The sequence below is a fragment of the Pseudomonas sp. nanlin1 genome (genome assembly GCF_045571515.1).
Classification (GTDB): domain Bacteria; phylum Pseudomonadota; class Gammaproteobacteria; order Pseudomonadales; family Pseudomonadaceae; genus Aquipseudomonas.
Map to the genome: position 1 here is coordinate 4556421 of NZ_CP124218.1, position 15289 is coordinate 4571709.

General features: G+C 59.1%; 21 protein-coding genes. 10 read left to right on the forward strand and 11 right to left on the reverse strand.

Annotated features, from left to right (window positions below):
* Positions 1-5: 5 nt before the first annotated feature.
* The 6 genes from QCL65_RS21025 to QCL65_RS21050 form a co-directional block, all read right to left on the reverse strand.
* Positions 6-245: a BolA family protein gene (locus QCL65_RS21025; protein ID WP_407312213.1), complete on the reverse strand. Its 240-nt coding sequence runs from the start codon at positions 243-245 to the stop codon at positions 6-8.
* A 106-nt stretch (positions 246-351) separates the two neighbouring features.
* Positions 352-657 (reverse strand): lipid asymmetry maintenance protein MlaB, encoded by a 306-nt coding sequence (locus tag QCL65_RS21030; RefSeq protein ID WP_407312215.1) that lies wholly within the window; start codon positions 655-657, stop codon positions 352-354.
* Positions 654-1310 (reverse strand): phospholipid-binding protein MlaC, encoded by a 657-nt coding sequence (locus QCL65_RS21035; RefSeq protein WP_407312218.1) that lies wholly within the window; start codon positions 1308-1310, stop codon positions 654-656. The genes QCL65_RS21030 and QCL65_RS21035 overlap by 4 nt, the downstream gene beginning before the upstream one ends.
* Before the next feature lie 10 nt (positions 1311-1320).
* Complete coding sequence (gene mlaD / locus QCL65_RS21040) at positions 1321-1788, reverse strand: outer membrane lipid asymmetry maintenance protein MlaD (RefSeq protein WP_407312220.1); 468 nt, start codon at positions 1786-1788, stop codon at positions 1321-1323.
* Positions 1788-2585, reverse strand: a complete 798-nt coding sequence (mlaE, locus tag QCL65_RS21045; RefSeq protein ID WP_407312222.1) for a lipid asymmetry maintenance ABC transporter permease subunit MlaE — start codon at positions 2583-2585, stop codon at positions 1788-1790. Before mlaE ends, mlaD begins: the two co-directional genes overlap by 1 nt.
* Positions 2585-3394 carry an ATP-binding cassette domain-containing protein gene (locus QCL65_RS21050; protein ID WP_407312224.1) on the reverse strand — a complete coding sequence of 270 codons (810 nt, stop codon included), beginning with the start codon at positions 3392-3394 and terminating at the stop codon, positions 2585-2587. Before QCL65_RS21050 ends, mlaE begins: the two co-directional genes overlap by 1 nt.
* A gap of 280 nt (positions 3395-3674) precedes the next feature.
* Here QCL65_RS21050 and QCL65_RS21055 point away from each other — a divergent pair, with 280 nt between their 5' ends.
* The 10 genes from QCL65_RS21055 (at position 3675) to QCL65_RS21100 (ending at position 10708) form a co-directional block, all read left to right on the forward strand.
* Positions 3675-4649 (forward strand): KpsF/GutQ family sugar-phosphate isomerase, encoded by a 975-nt coding sequence (locus tag QCL65_RS21055; protein ID WP_407312226.1) that lies wholly within the window; start codon positions 3675-3677, stop codon positions 4647-4649.
* Positions 4650-5174: a KdsC family phosphatase gene (locus QCL65_RS21060; RefSeq protein WP_407312228.1), complete on the forward strand. Its 525-nt coding sequence runs from the start codon at positions 4650-4652 to the stop codon at positions 5172-5174.
* Positions 5175-5183: 9 nt separating this feature from the next.
* A complete protein-coding gene (gene lptC / locus QCL65_RS21065) occupies positions 5184-5756 on the forward strand; it encodes an LPS export ABC transporter periplasmic protein LptC (protein WP_407312230.1) in 573 nt (190 codons plus the stop codon).
* The gene (gene lptA, locus QCL65_RS21070) at positions 5743-6285 is read left to right on the forward strand and encodes a lipopolysaccharide transport periplasmic protein LptA (RefSeq protein WP_407312232.1); all 543 of its coding nucleotides are present in this window, start codon (positions 5743-5745) and stop codon (positions 6283-6285) included. Before lptC ends, lptA begins: the two co-directional genes overlap by 14 nt.
* Positions 6285-7010, forward strand: coding sequence for an LPS export ABC transporter ATP-binding protein (gene lptB / locus QCL65_RS21075; RefSeq protein ID WP_407312234.1), 726 nt, complete (start codon positions 6285-6287; stop codon positions 7008-7010). The genes lptA and lptB overlap by 1 nt, the downstream gene beginning before the upstream one ends.
* 172 nt (positions 7011-7182) lie before the next feature.
* A complete protein-coding gene (locus QCL65_RS21080) occupies positions 7183-8676 on the forward strand; it encodes an RNA polymerase factor sigma-54 (RefSeq protein WP_407312236.1) in 1494 nt (497 codons plus the stop codon).
* A gap of 99 nt (positions 8677-8775) precedes the next feature.
* Positions 8776-9084: a ribosome hibernation-promoting factor, HPF/YfiA family gene (hpf, locus tag QCL65_RS21085; RefSeq protein WP_407312238.1), complete on the forward strand. Its 309-nt coding sequence runs from the start codon at positions 8776-8778 to the stop codon at positions 9082-9084.
* A gap of 9 nt (positions 9085-9093) precedes the next feature.
* Positions 9094-9558 (forward strand): PTS IIA-like nitrogen regulatory protein PtsN, encoded by a 465-nt coding sequence (ptsN, locus tag QCL65_RS21090; RefSeq protein ID WP_407312240.1) that lies wholly within the window; start codon positions 9094-9096, stop codon positions 9556-9558.
* Positions 9559-9560: 2 nt separating this feature from the next.
* Complete coding sequence (gene rapZ / locus QCL65_RS21095) at positions 9561-10415, forward strand: RNase adapter RapZ (RefSeq protein ID WP_407312242.1); 855 nt, start codon at positions 9561-9563, stop codon at positions 10413-10415.
* Positions 10416-10435: 20 nt separating this feature from the next.
* Positions 10436-10708 (forward strand): HPr family phosphocarrier protein, encoded by a 273-nt coding sequence (locus QCL65_RS21100; RefSeq protein WP_407312244.1) that lies wholly within the window; start codon positions 10436-10438, stop codon positions 10706-10708.
* A 180-nt stretch (positions 10709-10888) separates the two neighbouring features.
* On the opposite strand, the gene QCL65_RS21105 is transcribed toward QCL65_RS21100, so the two are convergent.
* The 5 genes from QCL65_RS21105 to pmbA form a co-directional block, all read right to left on the reverse strand.
* A complete protein-coding gene (locus QCL65_RS21105) occupies positions 10889-11500 on the reverse strand; it encodes a superoxide dismutase (RefSeq protein WP_407312246.1) in 612 nt (203 codons plus the stop codon).
* Between the two features lies 1 nt (position 11501).
* Entirely contained in the window at positions 11502-11957 is a 456-nt protein-coding gene (locus QCL65_RS21110; protein WP_407312248.1) for a hypothetical protein, read from the reverse strand.
* A 26-nt stretch (positions 11958-11983) separates the two neighbouring features.
* A complete protein-coding gene (locus tag QCL65_RS21115) occupies positions 11984-13360 on the reverse strand; it encodes a class II fumarate hydratase (protein WP_407312250.1) in 1377 nt (458 codons plus the stop codon).
* Positions 13353-13748 carry a FagA protein gene (locus QCL65_RS21120; protein ID WP_407312252.1) on the reverse strand — a complete coding sequence of 132 codons (396 nt, stop codon included), beginning with the start codon at positions 13746-13748 and terminating at the stop codon, positions 13353-13355. The genes QCL65_RS21115 and QCL65_RS21120 overlap by 8 nt, the downstream gene beginning before the upstream one ends.
* Positions 13749-13894: 146 nt before the next feature.
* The gene (gene pmbA, locus QCL65_RS21125; protein ID WP_407312254.1) at positions 13895-15241 is read right to left on the reverse strand and encodes a metalloprotease PmbA; all 1347 of its coding nucleotides are present in this window, start codon (positions 15239-15241) and stop codon (positions 13895-13897) included.
* Positions 15242-15289: the final 48 nt, after the last annotated feature.

The window sequence follows — 15289 nt, forward strand, 5'->3', positions numbered from 1 at the left end:
TTGGCTCAGGAACGCTCAGCCCAGGCTGCGTTGCTGAAGAATTTCATGGTGACCGCATGGATACTGCCATCGGCGATCCATGGGTTCAGATGGGCGTATATCTGCTGCTGACGCTTGACCGGGCTGAGGGCCGCCAGCTCGTCGCTGATGACATTCAACTGGAAGTTGCAGCCTGCGCCTTCAACTTCTACCTGGACTTGTGGCAGCTTCCCTTCCAGAAAGCTCTTAACTTCTTCGGCCTGCATGCTCAACCTCGATCGGCGCCCAGTGCGCGCGGGTCGGCTATGATACAAAAAAAGCCCCTCGCCTGCGAATACTGTGCGCAGGGTGTCTGACGGAGGGGCATGGGCATCAGGGCTGGGCCAGCAGTTCGCTCACCCCATTGACCTGGGCGATTTGCTGCATATCGGCTGGCATGCCACGAATGGCCATAGGCTTGCCAGCGGCTTGGGCGTCACGCAGGAAACACAGCAACAGGGACACCCCCACGCTGCTGGAATGCTCCACCGCCGAGCAATCGAGGATCAGCGGCTCGTGCCCGGCGCTGGCGATCAGGGCCTTGCCCTCCTGCCTAAGTACCGCTCCAGTGCTGTAGTCCAATGTCCCGGCGAGGCTCAGGACACCCGGCTCGGCCAGCCGCACCGAGGCCTGGCTCATTGCGCTGGCTGCGCAGTGGCTTTGTCGGTCTCGGCTTTGGCCTTGGCCACCGCGCCAGCCCAACCGTCGATGGTTTTGTCCAAGTTGTTGCCGTTACGCTGCATGGCGTCGGCGAACTGATCGCGGAACAGCTTGCCAATGTTGATGCCGTTGATCACAACGTTGCGCACTTTCCACTGATTATTAAGCTTTTCCAGGGTATAGGACACGGGGTAGACCGCGCCATTGCTGCCTTTGACCTGCATGTCGACGCTGGTGCGGTCGCCGCTTTCATCCTTGGCCGGGTTCACCGTGATGCCCTGATTGTTGTATTCCAGCAAGGCATTACCGTAGAACTGCATCAGGCTGCGCTTGAAGTTTTCCTGGAAGCGCTGCATTTGCGCCGGGGTCGCCCGGCCCGAATACTTGACGGTCATGATGCTGCGCGAAATACCGTCGGCATCGACCACCGGCCCCACGATGTTGTTGAGGGCCTCGTAAAAGGCACTAGGGTCTTGGCGATATTTATCGCGGTTGGCCTCTAGATCACTGAGCAGTCGCTTGGTGGTGTCTTCAATTAGATCATGAGCGGAGACTGCAGGCGCCGCCGCGTGGCTGACCAAAGGAAACAAGGCCACCAGGATCAGCAGGCTACGTCGCAGGATCGAAAGCATGTGTTACTCCTTATTTGGCGTCTTTGCTGACTGTATTGAGCAGGAATTTCCCGATCAGGTCCTCAAGCACCAGCGATGACTGGGTGTCATGGATGGTCCCGCCATCCTTGAGCAAGGCCGAGTCGCCACCAACGCTGATACCAATGTACTTTTCCCCCAGCAGGCCGGCGGTGAGGATCGACGCAGTGGAATCGGTTGGCAGGTTGTCAACGCTTTTGTCCAGTTGCACGGTCACACGGCCAGTGAACGTATCACGGTCCAGATCGATGGCCGTGACCTTGCCGATGGTTACACCGGCCATGGTCACCTTGGCCCTTACAGTCAGACCGGCAATATTGTCGAAATACGCATAAAGTTTGTAACTGTCGGTGTTAGCGCTCGGCGACAAGCCGCTGACGCGCAATGCCAGCAGGAGCAAAGCCAGGATTCCGGCCAGAAGAAACAGGCCGACACCGACTTCAAGGGTGCGGTTTTGCATCAGAAATCTCCAAACATCAGGGCAGTCAGAATAAAGTCCAGGCCAAGTACGGCCAGCGAGGCGTAAACCACGGTCTTGGTGGTAGCACGGCTGATACCTTCGGAGGTCGGCTCACAGTCATACCCCTGAAACACCGCGATCCAAGTCACCACGAACGCGAACACCAGGCTTTTGATGACCCCATTGAGGACATCTTCGGTAAAACTCACACTGTTCTGCATATTGGCCCAGAACGAGCCCTCGTACACACCGAGCCAGTTGACCGCCACCCATGACCCACCCCAAATGCCCACCACGCTGAAAATCATCGCCAGCAGCGGCAGGGATATGAAGCCGGCCCACAGGCGCGGCGCCACGATATATTTGAGCGGGTCGACGCCGATCATCTCCAGGCTAGACAGCTGCTCGGTGGATTTCATGTTGCCGATTTCCGCGGTCAGGGCTGAGCCGGCACGGCCGGCGAACAACAAGGCGGTGACCACGGGGCCCAACTCGCGCAGCAGGGTCAAGGCAATCATCTGCCCTACCGCCTGCTCCGAGCCGTACTTGGCGAGAATGCTGAAACCCTGCAGCGAGAGCACCATACCGATGAAGATGCCCGACACAACGATGATCAGCAGGGACATCACCCCCACGGAATACAACTGTTTGATCAGTAGCTGAAAGCCGCCGCCGATGCCTCCACGCCCGACCAGCGCATGCATCAGGAAAATACCCGAGCGGCCCAGCACCGCGACCATGTCGATGGCCGAGCGGCCAAACAGCGCCACACGGTCAAATAGCGTTTTCTTGCGCATCAACGCGTCCCCAGCAAATCGGCGCGGTAGTCTGGCGCAGAAAAATGGAAAGGCACCGGACCGTCCGGGTCGCCCTTCATGAATTGGCGAATACGTGGGTTGTCAGACCCCATCAACTCCGCAGGAGTGCCCTGCCCCAGCACCTGACCGTCGCCGACGACATAAAGGTAGTCAGCGATGCTGGCCGTTTCGGCGAGGTCGTGGGACACCACTACACTGGTGATCCCCAGCGCGTCGTTGAGCAGGCGAATCAGGCGTACCAGAACGCCCATGGCGATGGGGTCCTGCCCCACGAAAGGCTCGTCGTACATGAGGATCTGTGGGTCCATGGCAATCGCCCTGGCCAACGCGACCCGACGCTTCATGCCACCGGACAGCTCATCGGGCATCAATTCGATTGCCCCGCGCAGGCCCACGGCCTGCAGCTTCATGAGCACGATGTCGCGGATCATTTCTTCAGGCAGGTCGGTATGCACGCGCAATGGGAAGGCAACGTTCTCGAAAACGTCGAGGTCGGTAAACAACGCGCCACTCTGAAACAGCACGCCCATGTGCTTACGCGCATCGAACAAATCGCTGCGCGATAGCCCAGGAAGGTTCTGCCCGTTGACCCATACTTCGCCAGCACTAGGGCGCAGCTGCGCGCCCATCAACCGCAACAGGGTGGTCTTGCCGCAACCGGAAGGCCCCATGATGCCGGTGACCTTGCCACGGGGGATGCGGATGTCGACATTATTGAAGATGCTGCGCGAACCCCGCTTGAAAGACACACCTTTCAAATCAATCGCGTAAGCGTTATCGGCACTCATCTTTACTCCTTTCGATGCAGCCACACCTCGGACGCTCGCCACCTAGATGGAGGCACGCGTTCCGTGCGGGCCGAGCAAGCGGCGAACTATATCACCGACGAGACACTCGCCCAAATCCCCGAACCGCCTGCGGTACGCTTTCTAGTCAAATTTCAGACAAGTCCTACAAGCGATCCTCCCCCACTTGGACATCTTTATTATGTAAGAGAACGCGGCACGTGAGGGAATCACGCAATAGGGCTATAATCGCCGCCTTTTCACCAGGCACTTCGATTTTGCTATGACCCTGACCAGCGAGCTGATCCAATCCGCACACCGCACCATCCGCCTTGAAATCGAAGCGGTTGAAGGCCTGCTTGCCCATATCGGCGCCGACTTCGTGCGCGCCTGTGAAATGATCCTGGGCAGTAAAGGCCGTGTTGTAGTGGTGGGAATGGGTAAATCCGGGCACATCGGCAAGAAAATTGCGGCCACCCTGGCGAGCACTGGCACCACCGCTTTTTTTGTTCATCCTGCCGAAGCCAGCCATGGCGACATGGGCATGATCACCCGGGATGACATCATCCTGGCGCTCTCCAATTCTGGCTCCACTGCCGAAATCGTCACCCTGTTGCCCCTGATCAAACGCCTGGGCATTCAGCTGATCACCATCACCGGCAACCCTGACTCGCTGCTGGCCAAGGCCGGCGAGGTCAACCTGGACGCCCGTGTCGCCCACGAAGCCTGCCCGCTGAACCTGGCTCCGACCTCGTCCACCACCGCCGCCCTGGTGCTCGGCGACGCGTTGGCCATCGCCCTGTTGGAGGCACGCGGATTCACCGCCGAAGACTTCGCGTTCTCCCACCCAGGCGGCGCCCTGGGCCGGCGCCTGCTGCTCAAGGTCGAGCATGTGATGCACACCGGCACCGAACTACCCTGCGTACCCCGAGGCACACTGCTGCGCGATGCCTTGATGGAAATGACGCGAAAAGGCTTGGGCATGACCGTGGTTCTAGAAGAAGATGGGCGCCTGGCGGGGGTTTTCACCGACGGCGACTTGCGCCGCACGCTAGACCGCAGCATCGATATACACAGCGCTCGCATCGACGACGTCATGACACCCAATGCCAAGACCGCGAGGGCCGAGATGCTGGCCGCCGAGGCGTTGAAGATCATGGAAGATCACAAGATCGGTGCACTGGTCGTGGTGGACACCGCAGGGCACCCGCTGGGTGCGCTGAACATGCACGATCTTTTGCGCGCAGGAGTGATGTAAATGGACACGCAATTGTTGCAGCGGGGCGAAACCATCAAGCTGGCGGTGTTTGACGTCGATGGCGTACTGACCGACGGCCGCCTTTATTTCCTCGAGGACGGCAGCGAATTCAAGTCCTTCAGCACGCTGGACGGCCAGGGCATCAAAATGTTGATCGCTTCCGGGGTCGCCACCGCTATCATTAGCGGGCGCAAATCCCCCGTTGTCGAGCGGCGCGCGAACAACCTTGGTATTGCCCATCTTTTCCAGGGGCGTGAAGACAAATTGGTGGTACTCGACGGTCTTCTTGCCGAACTGGGCCTAAGCTATGAACAGGTCGCTTATTTAGGCGACGACTTGCCCGATTTGCCAGTGATCCGTCGGGTTGGCCTGGGCATGGCGGTGGCTAACGCGGCCCCGTTCGTGCGCGAGCATGCCCATGGTGTGACCCAAGCCCGTGGTGGCGAAGGTGCCGCCCGTGAATTCTGCGAGCTGATTCTGCGCGCCCAAGGCAATCTGGATACCGCCTTGGCGGCCTATCTGTAGAGCGATTACATGCTGAACAAAAAAATTCGTAACACCCTGATATTTGCTATCGTCGCCGCGCTATTCGCGGCTGTCGGTTACTGGAATATCAGCCCGGAGAGCTTTCTCGACCGCCCCACCGTGAGCGTCGACGACGCGGCCATCGACTATTACGCAATCAACGCGCGCAGCAAGCAGTTCCTGCCCGACGGCGGTTTGCAATACGAGATGACCGCCGACAAGGTGGAACACCTGAAGGCCAGCGAAGTGACCCAGTTGACCAAACCCGATATGCAACTGTATCGCGGCAGCGTTTACCCCTGGCATGTGCAAAGCGAACGCGGCGAAGTCAACCCGGACGGTACAGAAGTAGAATTGATCGACTCGGTGCGTGTTGCCCGCACCGACCAGAAACAACGCGCGACGGTTATCACCACCTCGCGCATGACCGTATTCCCGCAGAAGCAATATGCGCAGACCGAGCAAAACGTTAGAATCGACGGCGCTGGCGGTGTCTCCACGGCCAAGGGAATGAAAGCGTACCTGAACGACAGCAGGATCAACCTGTTGTCCAACGTAAGAGGACAGTATGAGGCTCGTTAAAACCCTCCCATTTTTGCTCGGCCTGGGCGCAGTACTGGGAAGCGCGAGCGCCTGGGCACTGCCTACCGACCGTGACCAGCCTATCCATATTCAGTCCGACGACGCTCAGCTTGACGACAAGCAAGGCGTGGCGACTTACAAGGGTAACGTGATCATCACCCAGGGCTCGATGAAGATCACCGGCAATACCGTCACCATCACCCGTAATGCTACGGGCGATGTCGATGTGTTCACGGCAGTCGGTAACCTGGCCTACTACGAGCAAAAGCCCGCGGCAGACAAGCCCATCGTGCAGGCCTACGGTGTGACTATCCAATACTTTGCGGCCCAAGACCGCATTGTGCTGATCGACCGCGCCAAGGTCATCAACGATAACAACACCTCCGAAGGCGAGAAAATCGTCTACGACACCGTCAAGCAGGTGGTGAATGCCGGCCGTGCGAATGGCTCGAAAGTGACCGCTCCGCGGCCACGCATCGACATGGTGATCCAGCCGAAAAAGAAACCCGACGCGCAGAAGGCCCAGTAATGGCAATTCTGAAAGCCCAACACCTGGCCAAGAGCTACAAGAGCCGCCAGGTTGTCCGCGATGTCAGCCTGTCCATCGAGAGCGGCCAGATCGTCGGCCTGCTCGGCCCTAACGGCGCTGGCAAAACCACCTGTTTCTATATGATCGTTGGCCTGGTACAGGCCGACCAAGGTCGCGTACTGATCGACGACCTCGACGTCAGCCATCAGCCCATGCATGGCCGCGCACGCTCGGGTATCGGCTACCTGCCCCAGGAAGCCTCGATCTTTCGCAAGCTGTCGGTGGCCGACAACATCATGGCGATTCTTGAAACGCGCAAAGAACTCGACAGCGCTGCGCGTCGCCAAGAGCTCGAAAGCCTGCTACAGGAATTCCATATCACCCATATTCGTGACAACCTCGGCATGAGCCTGTCCGGGGGTGAGCGCCGCCGTGTGGAAATCGCCCGGGCTTTGGCCACCGCGCCCAAGTTCATCCTGCTCGATGAGCCGTTTGCCGGTGTCGACCCTATCTCGGTGGGCGATATCAAGCAGATTATCCAGCACCTTAAAAGCAAGGGCATTGGGGTTCTGATCACCGACCACAACGTTCGCGAAACCCTTGATATCTGTGAAACCGCCTACATCGTCAACGACGGCCAGCTGATCGCTGAAGGTGATTCCCAGGCGATTCTGGCCAACGAACTGGTGAAGGAAGTCTATCTGGGCCACGAGTTCCGGCTCTAGACTTGGCTGTCACTGGTCACCAATGATCGCGTTTTGGCATTAATTGAGCTTACGCCCTAGGCAAACACGGGGTGTTCAGGCATATAATTTGCTTACGACATAAAACTGGGCACCCCGGTGCCCTGTAGTGGATGGCGCGTTGCGCCGGCGAATAAGGTGTTAAGCCCCTGCCATGAAACCATCGCTCGTCCTACGAATGGGCCAGCAACTGACGATGACACCGCAGTTGCAACAGGCTATCCGGCTTCTCCAGCTTTCGACCCTTGACCTCCAACAGGAGATTCAGGAAGCGCTGGAGTCCAATCCAATGCTCGAACGCCAGGAAGAAGGCGATGATTTCGACAACAGTGACCCGCTTGCCGATCACGTCGAACAGAAAGTCACCCCAGAGGTGCAGGAGCCGAGCTTCCAGGAAAGTGCGCCGACCGTAGACAACCTGGAAGAAGGCGACTGGAGCGAACGCATCCCCAATGACCTGCCGGTCGATACCGCCTGGGAAGACGTTTACCAGACCAGCGCCAGTAGCCTGCCGAGCAACGACGACGATGAATGGGACTTCACCACCCGCACCTCGGTTGGCGAGAGCTTGCAGAGCCATCTGCTGTGGCAGCTGAACCTGGCCCCGATGTCCGATACCGACCGGTTGATCGCGGTGACGCTGATCGACTGCATTAACAACCAAGGCTATCTCGACGAGACGCTGGAAGAGGTGTGCGGGTCGTTCGACCCCGAACTGGACATCGAACTGGATGAAGTCGAGGCCGTACTTCACCGTATTCAACAATTCGAGCCTGCGGGCATTGGCGCGCGCAGCCTAAGCGAGTGCCTGCTGCTGCAATTGCGCCAACTGCCCGCCAATACCCGCTGGCTGGCCGAAGCCCAACGTCTGGTCCGCGACTTTATCGACATGTTGGGCAGCCGCGATTACAGCCAGTTGATGCGGCGCATGAAGCTCAAAGAAGACGAGCTGCGCCAGGTGATCGAGCTGGTGCAGAGCCTCAACCCACGCCCAGGCTCGCAAATTGAGTCTAGCGAGCCGGAATACGTAGTCCCTGACGTCATCGTGCGCAAAGACAACGAACGCTGGCTGGTGGAGCTCAATCAGGAGTCAGTACCGCGCCTACGGGTGAACCCGCAATATGCCGGTTTCGTACGGCGTGCGGACACCAGTGCCGACAACACCTTCATGCGTAATCAGTTGCAGGAGGCCCGTTGGTTCATCAAGAGCCTACAGAGCCGCAACGAAACCCTCATGAAGGTGGCGAGCCAGATCGTCGAGCACCAGCGTGGTTTCCTCGACTACGGCGATGAGGCCATGAAGCCACTGGTACTGCACGACATCGCCGAAGCGGTTGGCATGCACGAATCGACTATTTCCCGGGTCACTACCCAGAAATACATGCATACCCCACGGGGTATCTACGAACTGAAATACTTTTTCTCCAGCCACGTGAGCACCTCTGAAGGCGGTGAATGCTCGTCCACCGCCATTCGCGCAATCATCAAGAAACTGGTCGCTGCGGAAAATCAGAAAAAGCCGTTGAGTGACAGCAAGATCGCTGGTTTACTGGAAGCACAAGGCATTCAGGTGGCCCGTCGCACTGTTGCCAAGTACCGCGAGTCATTGGGCATCGCACCGTCCAGTGAGCGCAAGCGTCTAATGTAGTAAGTGCACCTAGGCCGGCCACCTGACGATGTGCCACAGCGTTCCAGCGGCAAACATCAACGTTTGCCTCTTTATGCACTGGCAATAAGGAGAAGCGGTATGCAAGTCAACATCAGTGGGCACCAACTGGATGTGACCGGCCCGATGCGCGACTACGTGAGCGAAAAACTCGCCCGGCTCGAACGCCATTTCGACAAGATCACCAATGTGCAAGTCATTATGGAGGTCGAGAAGCTCAAGCAAAAAATCGAAGCCACCCTGCATATTCCTGGTGGTGAAGTGGTCGCCAACGCAGAGCATGACGACATGTATGCCGCCATCGACCTCCTCACCGACAAGCTAGACCGCCAACTCAAGAAACATAAGGAAAAACAGCAAAGCCTGCTGCAAGGTGCGGCGGCCCGCTGATACTCCCCCATGATCCGACTTGAAACTATCCTGACCCCCGGCCGTTCCCTGGTGAACGTGCCGGGCGGCAGTAAAAAACGTGTACTCGAACAAATTGGCAACCTGATCGGCGAACAAGTGCCCGACATGGAAGCGCAAGAAGTGTTCGAAAGCCTGGTCGCTCGCGAAAAACTCGGCTCCACGGGCTTTGGCAATGGCATAGCCATTCCACACTGCCGCCTGAAGGGTTGTCACACCCCTATCAGCGCCCTGCTTCACCTGAAATCCCCGGTTGACTTCGACGCCATCGACGGCGAGCCGGTCGACCTGTTATTCGTGCTATTGGTGCCTGAAGCGGCCACCGATGCTCACCTCGAACTGCTCCGGCAGATCGCTGAAATGCTGGATAAGAAAGACATCCGAGAAAAACTACGTTCAGCCGAAAGCAACGAAGCCCTGTATAAAGTTGTATTGGACTTCCAGAACGGTTCCTAACCATGCGTTTAATTGTCGTCAGCGGCCGCTCAGGCTCAGGAAAGAGTACTGCCCTCGCGGTGTTGGAGGACAACGGCTTCTATTGCATCGATAACCTGCCTGCCGGCCTATTGCCAGAGCTGGCTGAACGCTCGCTTATCCATACCGAGCTGTCGCAGCCTTTGGTGGCGGTGTCCATCGATGCACGTAACTTGCCAAGCCATCTTTCGCGCTTTCCGCAGCTGCTTGAAGAGGTGCGGGCAAAGCACATTCAGTGCGATGTGCTTTACCTCGATGCCGACGAAGAAACCCTGCTCAAGCGCTTCTCCGAGACGCGCCGACGCCACCCCTTGAGCAGTGCCAACCGCTCGCTGGCTGAGGCGATCCGTGATGAGACCACGTTACTAGGGCCCATCATTGACCTGGCCGATCTGAAGATCGACACCACCAACTTGAATCTTTACCAACTGCGCGATTCGATCAAATTGCGCCTGTTGAACAAGCCCGAGCCTGGCACTGCGTTTCTGGTGGAATCATTCGGTTTCAAGCGCGGTATGCCGGTGGACGCCGACGTAGTTTTCGATGTGCGCTGCCTGCCCAACCCCTACTGGAAACCCGAACTGCGCGAGCAGTCCGGTCTGGATGCGCCAGTAGCCGAGTACCTGGCGGCACAGCCGGATGTCGAAGAAATGTACCAGGACATCTCTAGCTACCTGCTCAAGTGGCTGCCACGGTTCGCGGCCAGTAACCGCGCCTATGTCACTATCGCCATTGGCTGCACTGGCGGTCACCACCGTTCGGTCTACCTGACCGAGCGGCTGGGCCAACTGCTGCTGCAATCGTTAAAAAATGTCCAGGTACGCCACCGCGACCTCTAGCCTACAGGACCCCCTGCGCGATGCCCGCTCGTGAAATCACCATTATCAACAAGCTTGGCCTGCATGCCCGTGCCGCCGCTAAATTCGTCGGCGTGGCCGGTCGCTATGGCTGCTCAGTGAGGGTTGGCCGTACACCGCAAAGCCTGGTGGACGGTAAGAGCATCATGGGGGTCATGATGCTGGCTGCCGGTCAGGGCACCACAGTTCATCTGGAAACAGAAGGTGAACAGGCTGAGGAAGCTCTGGCCGCCTTGGTCGAGCTGATCGACAACCGTTTCGACGAGGGCGAGTGAGTCGCGCGCCAGAGGGCTCACCACTCACCAACCACACAGCCTCCCAGGGCCTTCAGCCCAGCCAGGACAACGCTTGCGACACTAGCAGGGCCATCCCTGCCAGTGTCAGCACCCACCCTGCAGCCAGACGCATCAGTCGCCGTCGTGGCATGTAAGCTCCAGCGCCCATAGGGGCCTCATTCAACCGATCGCAGCCTGGTAGCGCCGCTCTACTTCATCCCAATTGACGACGTTATAGAAGGCGCCGATGTATTCCGGCCGGCGATTCTGGTAGCGCAGGTAATAGGCGTGTTCCCAAACGTCCAGGCCGAGAATCGGCGTACTGCCGTTCATCAACGGGCTGTCCTGGTTGCCCGTGTTCTGCACCGCCAGTTTCTTATCCGAAGTAACGCACAGCCAGGCCCAACCGCTACCGAAACGGGTTAAAGCGGCTTTGGTGAACGCCTCTTTGAACGCCTCGAAACCACCCAGTTGCTCATCGATGGCCTTGGCCACGGCACCTTTGGGCAAGCCACCACCTTGAGGCGACATCACTTCCCAGAACAGCGAATGGTTAGCATGGCCGCCGCCCTGATTGATCACCGCCGCCTGCAGTTTTTCAGGCAGTTGCGCCACGCTGGCCACCAGCTTCTCAACGGGCCACTGCGCCCACTCAGTACCTTCAATGGCGGCGTTGAGGTTATTGATGTAGGTCTGGTGGTGCTTGGTGTGGTGAATTTCCATGGTCTGGGTATCGATGTGCGGCTCCAGCGCATCGTAGGCATAAGAAAGGGCAGGCAAGGTATGCGACATATCAATGAACTCCATGGTGATGGGTTGGCACGGCCGCAGGGCCTGCCGGGATATCGGTCGGCGCAACGCCGCCGCTGAGCAACTGCTGAGTCCTTGGGTAATGGCCGTGCTGGCCAATGAACTCGAGCAGTTGCCGATAAGTTTTACCGCTATGGCGCAGGGCCGCAGCGCGCAGGGCGTCGGGTAAGCGCTGGGTTTGGGCCGCCTGCAGCAAACGCTCGTGGATCGCGCATAGGTACTGGGCGCCCTCCTCCGGCTGGCCTAACCGGACATGCAAGTCCGCCAGGTTATGGTGGGAGATGACACAAGCAGCGACCGCCTCATCGACGTCCGCCCAACGCTCGAACAGCACCTGAGCCAGGGCCAGGGCATGCAGATAGTGCTCGCGGGCCTCGACCCACTGACCGTCATCGAAACAGCGGTTGGCCGTTTCGGTGATACGTTTCCAATGCTGCATGCCGACCTCCAAAGCAACCTGGGCGGTTACACACCGCCAGCCGTGAGTTTTTCTGGGTTTAGCAAGATTTCCAATTGCTCGCGGGACAGGTCGGTGTGTTCGACCGCCACATCGATAATCGGCCGCCCGTCCTGGTAGGCCTTTTTGGCAATCTCGGCGGCTTTCTGATAACCAATGATCGGGTTCAGCGCTGTCACCAGAATCGGATTGCGCGCCAAGGCTTCCTTGAGTTTGTGATCATTGACCTTGAAGCTGGCAATGGCCTTGTCCGCCAGCAGGCGGCTGACATTGCCAAGCAATTCCAAGCTGCCCAGCAGGTTGTGGGCGATCACCGGTAGCATCACATTCAATTCGAAATTGCCCGATTGCCCGGCCACGGTGATGGCCGCGTCATTGCCGATCACCTGCGCCGCCACCATCGCCGCTGCTTCTGGAATGACCGGGTTAACTTTGCCGGGCATGATCGAAGAGCCCGGCTGCAGCGCTTGCAGCTCGATCTCCCCCAGGCCTGCCAAGGGCCCGGAGTTCATCCAGCGCAGGTCGTTGGCGATCTTCATCAGGGTCACGGCCACGCCTTTAAGCTGCCCGGACAGCGCCACCGCCGTGTCTTGGGAGCCAATGAGGGCGAACAGGTCACTGCCTGGAGTGAACGCCACCTGGGTCATCTGGCTCAGCTGGGCGCTGAACTGCTTGGCGAACTGCGGGTGAGCATTGATGCCGGTGCCCACTGCTGTGCCGCCTTGGGCCAGCGCCTGCAGACTGGGCTGCACGGCCTGCAGATGGCCAATGTTGGCCCTGACCTGAGCGGCCCAGCCGTTGAGCACCTGGCTCATGCGCACCGGCATGGCGTCCATCAGGTGAGTGCGCCCGGTCTTGATATAGCCGTGTACCTGCTCGGCCTTGCGCTCGATCACCTGGCCCAGGTGTTCCAGGGCCGGAAGAAGCTGCTCGTGCAGGGCTAACGCCGCACTGACGTGAATAGTGGTCGGGATGATGTCATTGCTGCTCTGGCCACAATTGACGTGGTCGTTCGGGTTAACAGCGGTGCCCGACGCACGACTGGCGAGCGTGGCGATCACTTCATTGGCGTTCATATTTGAACTGGTGCCAGAACCCGTCTGGTAGATGTCCACCGGGAAGTGCTGCATGTAATCGCCCGCCAGCAGCTCATCGCACGCCTTGACGATCGCCTCGCCCTGGGCCGCGCTGAGTTGCTCCAGCTCGACGTTGGCGCGGGCGGCGGCCGCTTTGGCCAATATCAATGCGCGGATAAATTGCGCCGGCATCCGCAGCCCGCTGACCGGAAAGTTGTCGACCGCACGCTGGGTCTGGGCGCCATACAGCGCCGCGAGGGGCACCTGGAGCTCGCCCATGCTGTCACGTTCGATACGGGTATCACTCATCGGAATATCCTTGGGGCAGGTCGTAAAGAGGGGTGGACGGCAACAATTCGCTGCGCGCCAGTTGGGCGGCGTAGGCTTGCCAGGTCACCCGTTGTTCAGCGGTGTGCGCGGCATTGCGCAGGTCCCTTAACGGGCGCCAGGCCTGATCCAGACACAAGCAGCGCCAGTGCCAGGGCAGTTGGGTATCTGTGGCCGTGTCGAGCATCAGCCGCAGAGATGTCTGGGCGATGTTCCAGGCTGGGGTGGCCGTGCAGCGCGCCAGGTAGCGGCCTTCGGCGAGGTAGTGTTCGATCAGGCGCGGTTCGTCCGGCGCCATCGCACAGCGAATCTGGTGGCTGAGCCAGCGCCAGTTTTCAAGATGCGGTAATTCTTGCAGGGCAGGTTTCATCGGCCACTCTCAATGCCGGAATGATATTTATTATTAAATGATATTAAGAATCAAAACAAGGGCGGGATTGAGCTGGGCGTTATTGCCAGACCTAATCGGGGCCGCCGGGCCTCGATTAGGTCTGAGCGAAGTGTGTCGGCGACTGCTTAGCTACCGGCGACGGTCATACGTTCGATCAATACTGACCCCGTACGAATATTACTGCGCAGCTCCAGGTCATTCCCTACCGCGACAATCTGTTTGAACATGTCGCGCATGTTGCCGGCAATGGTCACCTCTTGGACGGCGAACTGAATCTCGCCATTTTCTACCCAAAAGCCAGCAGCGCCGCGGGAGTAGTCGCCGGTGACCATATTCAGGCCATGCCCCATCAGCTCGGTGACCAACAACCCGCGGCCCATGCGCCGCAGTAAGGCGGCCTGGTCCTCCTCGCCATGGGTGACGAACAGGTTATGCACGCCGCCGGCGTTGGCAGTGCTGGGCAGGCCGAGTTTGCGGCCCGAATAAGTGCTGAGGATGTAAGACACCAATTCACCGTTTTCGACGAACGGCTTGGCATAGGTCGCCAGGCCATCGCCGTCGAAAGAGGCACTGCCCATGGCGCGCTGCAGATGGGGACGCTCATCGATGGTCAGCCACTCAGGGAACAAGCGCTGGCCCAGGGCACCTTCGAGAAATGACGACTTGCGGTAAAGATTGCCACCCGACACCGCCCCCATGAAGCTGCCAAACAGGCCACCGGCCAACTCAGCCGAGAACAGCACCGGCACTTCACAGGTCGGCACCGGCCGCGCGCCCAAGCGGCTGGCGGCGCGTTGCGCGGCGCGCACACCAATACTGGCGGCGTCGGCCAGCAGCTCACCCTGGCGGCTCACGTCGTACCAGTAATCACGCTGCATTTGCCCGGCGCTTTCGGCGATCATCACGCAGCTCAAGCTGTGCCGGGTGGATGCGTAACCGCCGACGAAGCCATGGCTGTTGCCGTATACGCGGCAGCCCTGATGGGTATTGAGGGTGGTGCCATCGGCATTCTTGATGCGCGGGTCGGCATCGAAGGCCGCCGCTTCGCAAATCAGCGCTTTTTCGATGGCCTGCTCTGGAGTGATGTCCCAGGCATGGTACAGGTCGAAATCCTGCTGCTCCCGGGCCATTAGCGCGACATCGGCGAGGCCCGAGGCTTCATCCTCAGAGGTGTGCTTAGCAATAGCCAGGGCAGCGGCCACGGTCTCGCGAATGGCGTCAGCGCCACTGGCCGAGGTGCTGGCCGAGCCTTTACGTTGGCCCACGTAGAGGGTGATACCAAAGCCCTGGTCGCGGTTGAATTCCACGGTTTCCACTTCGCGCTGACGTACCGAGGTCGACAACCCCTGTTCGAGCGAAACGGCCACTTCACAGGCACTGGCACCCTGGCGACGTGCTTCGGCAATGATCTGCTCGACTTGCTCCTGCAAGGCTGGCAAAGCCTCTGGGCCTACGCTCCGGACTGCATTCATAGTGCTCTCCACTCAAATTCTGCGGCTCGGCGAGGGTCTATCTACGAC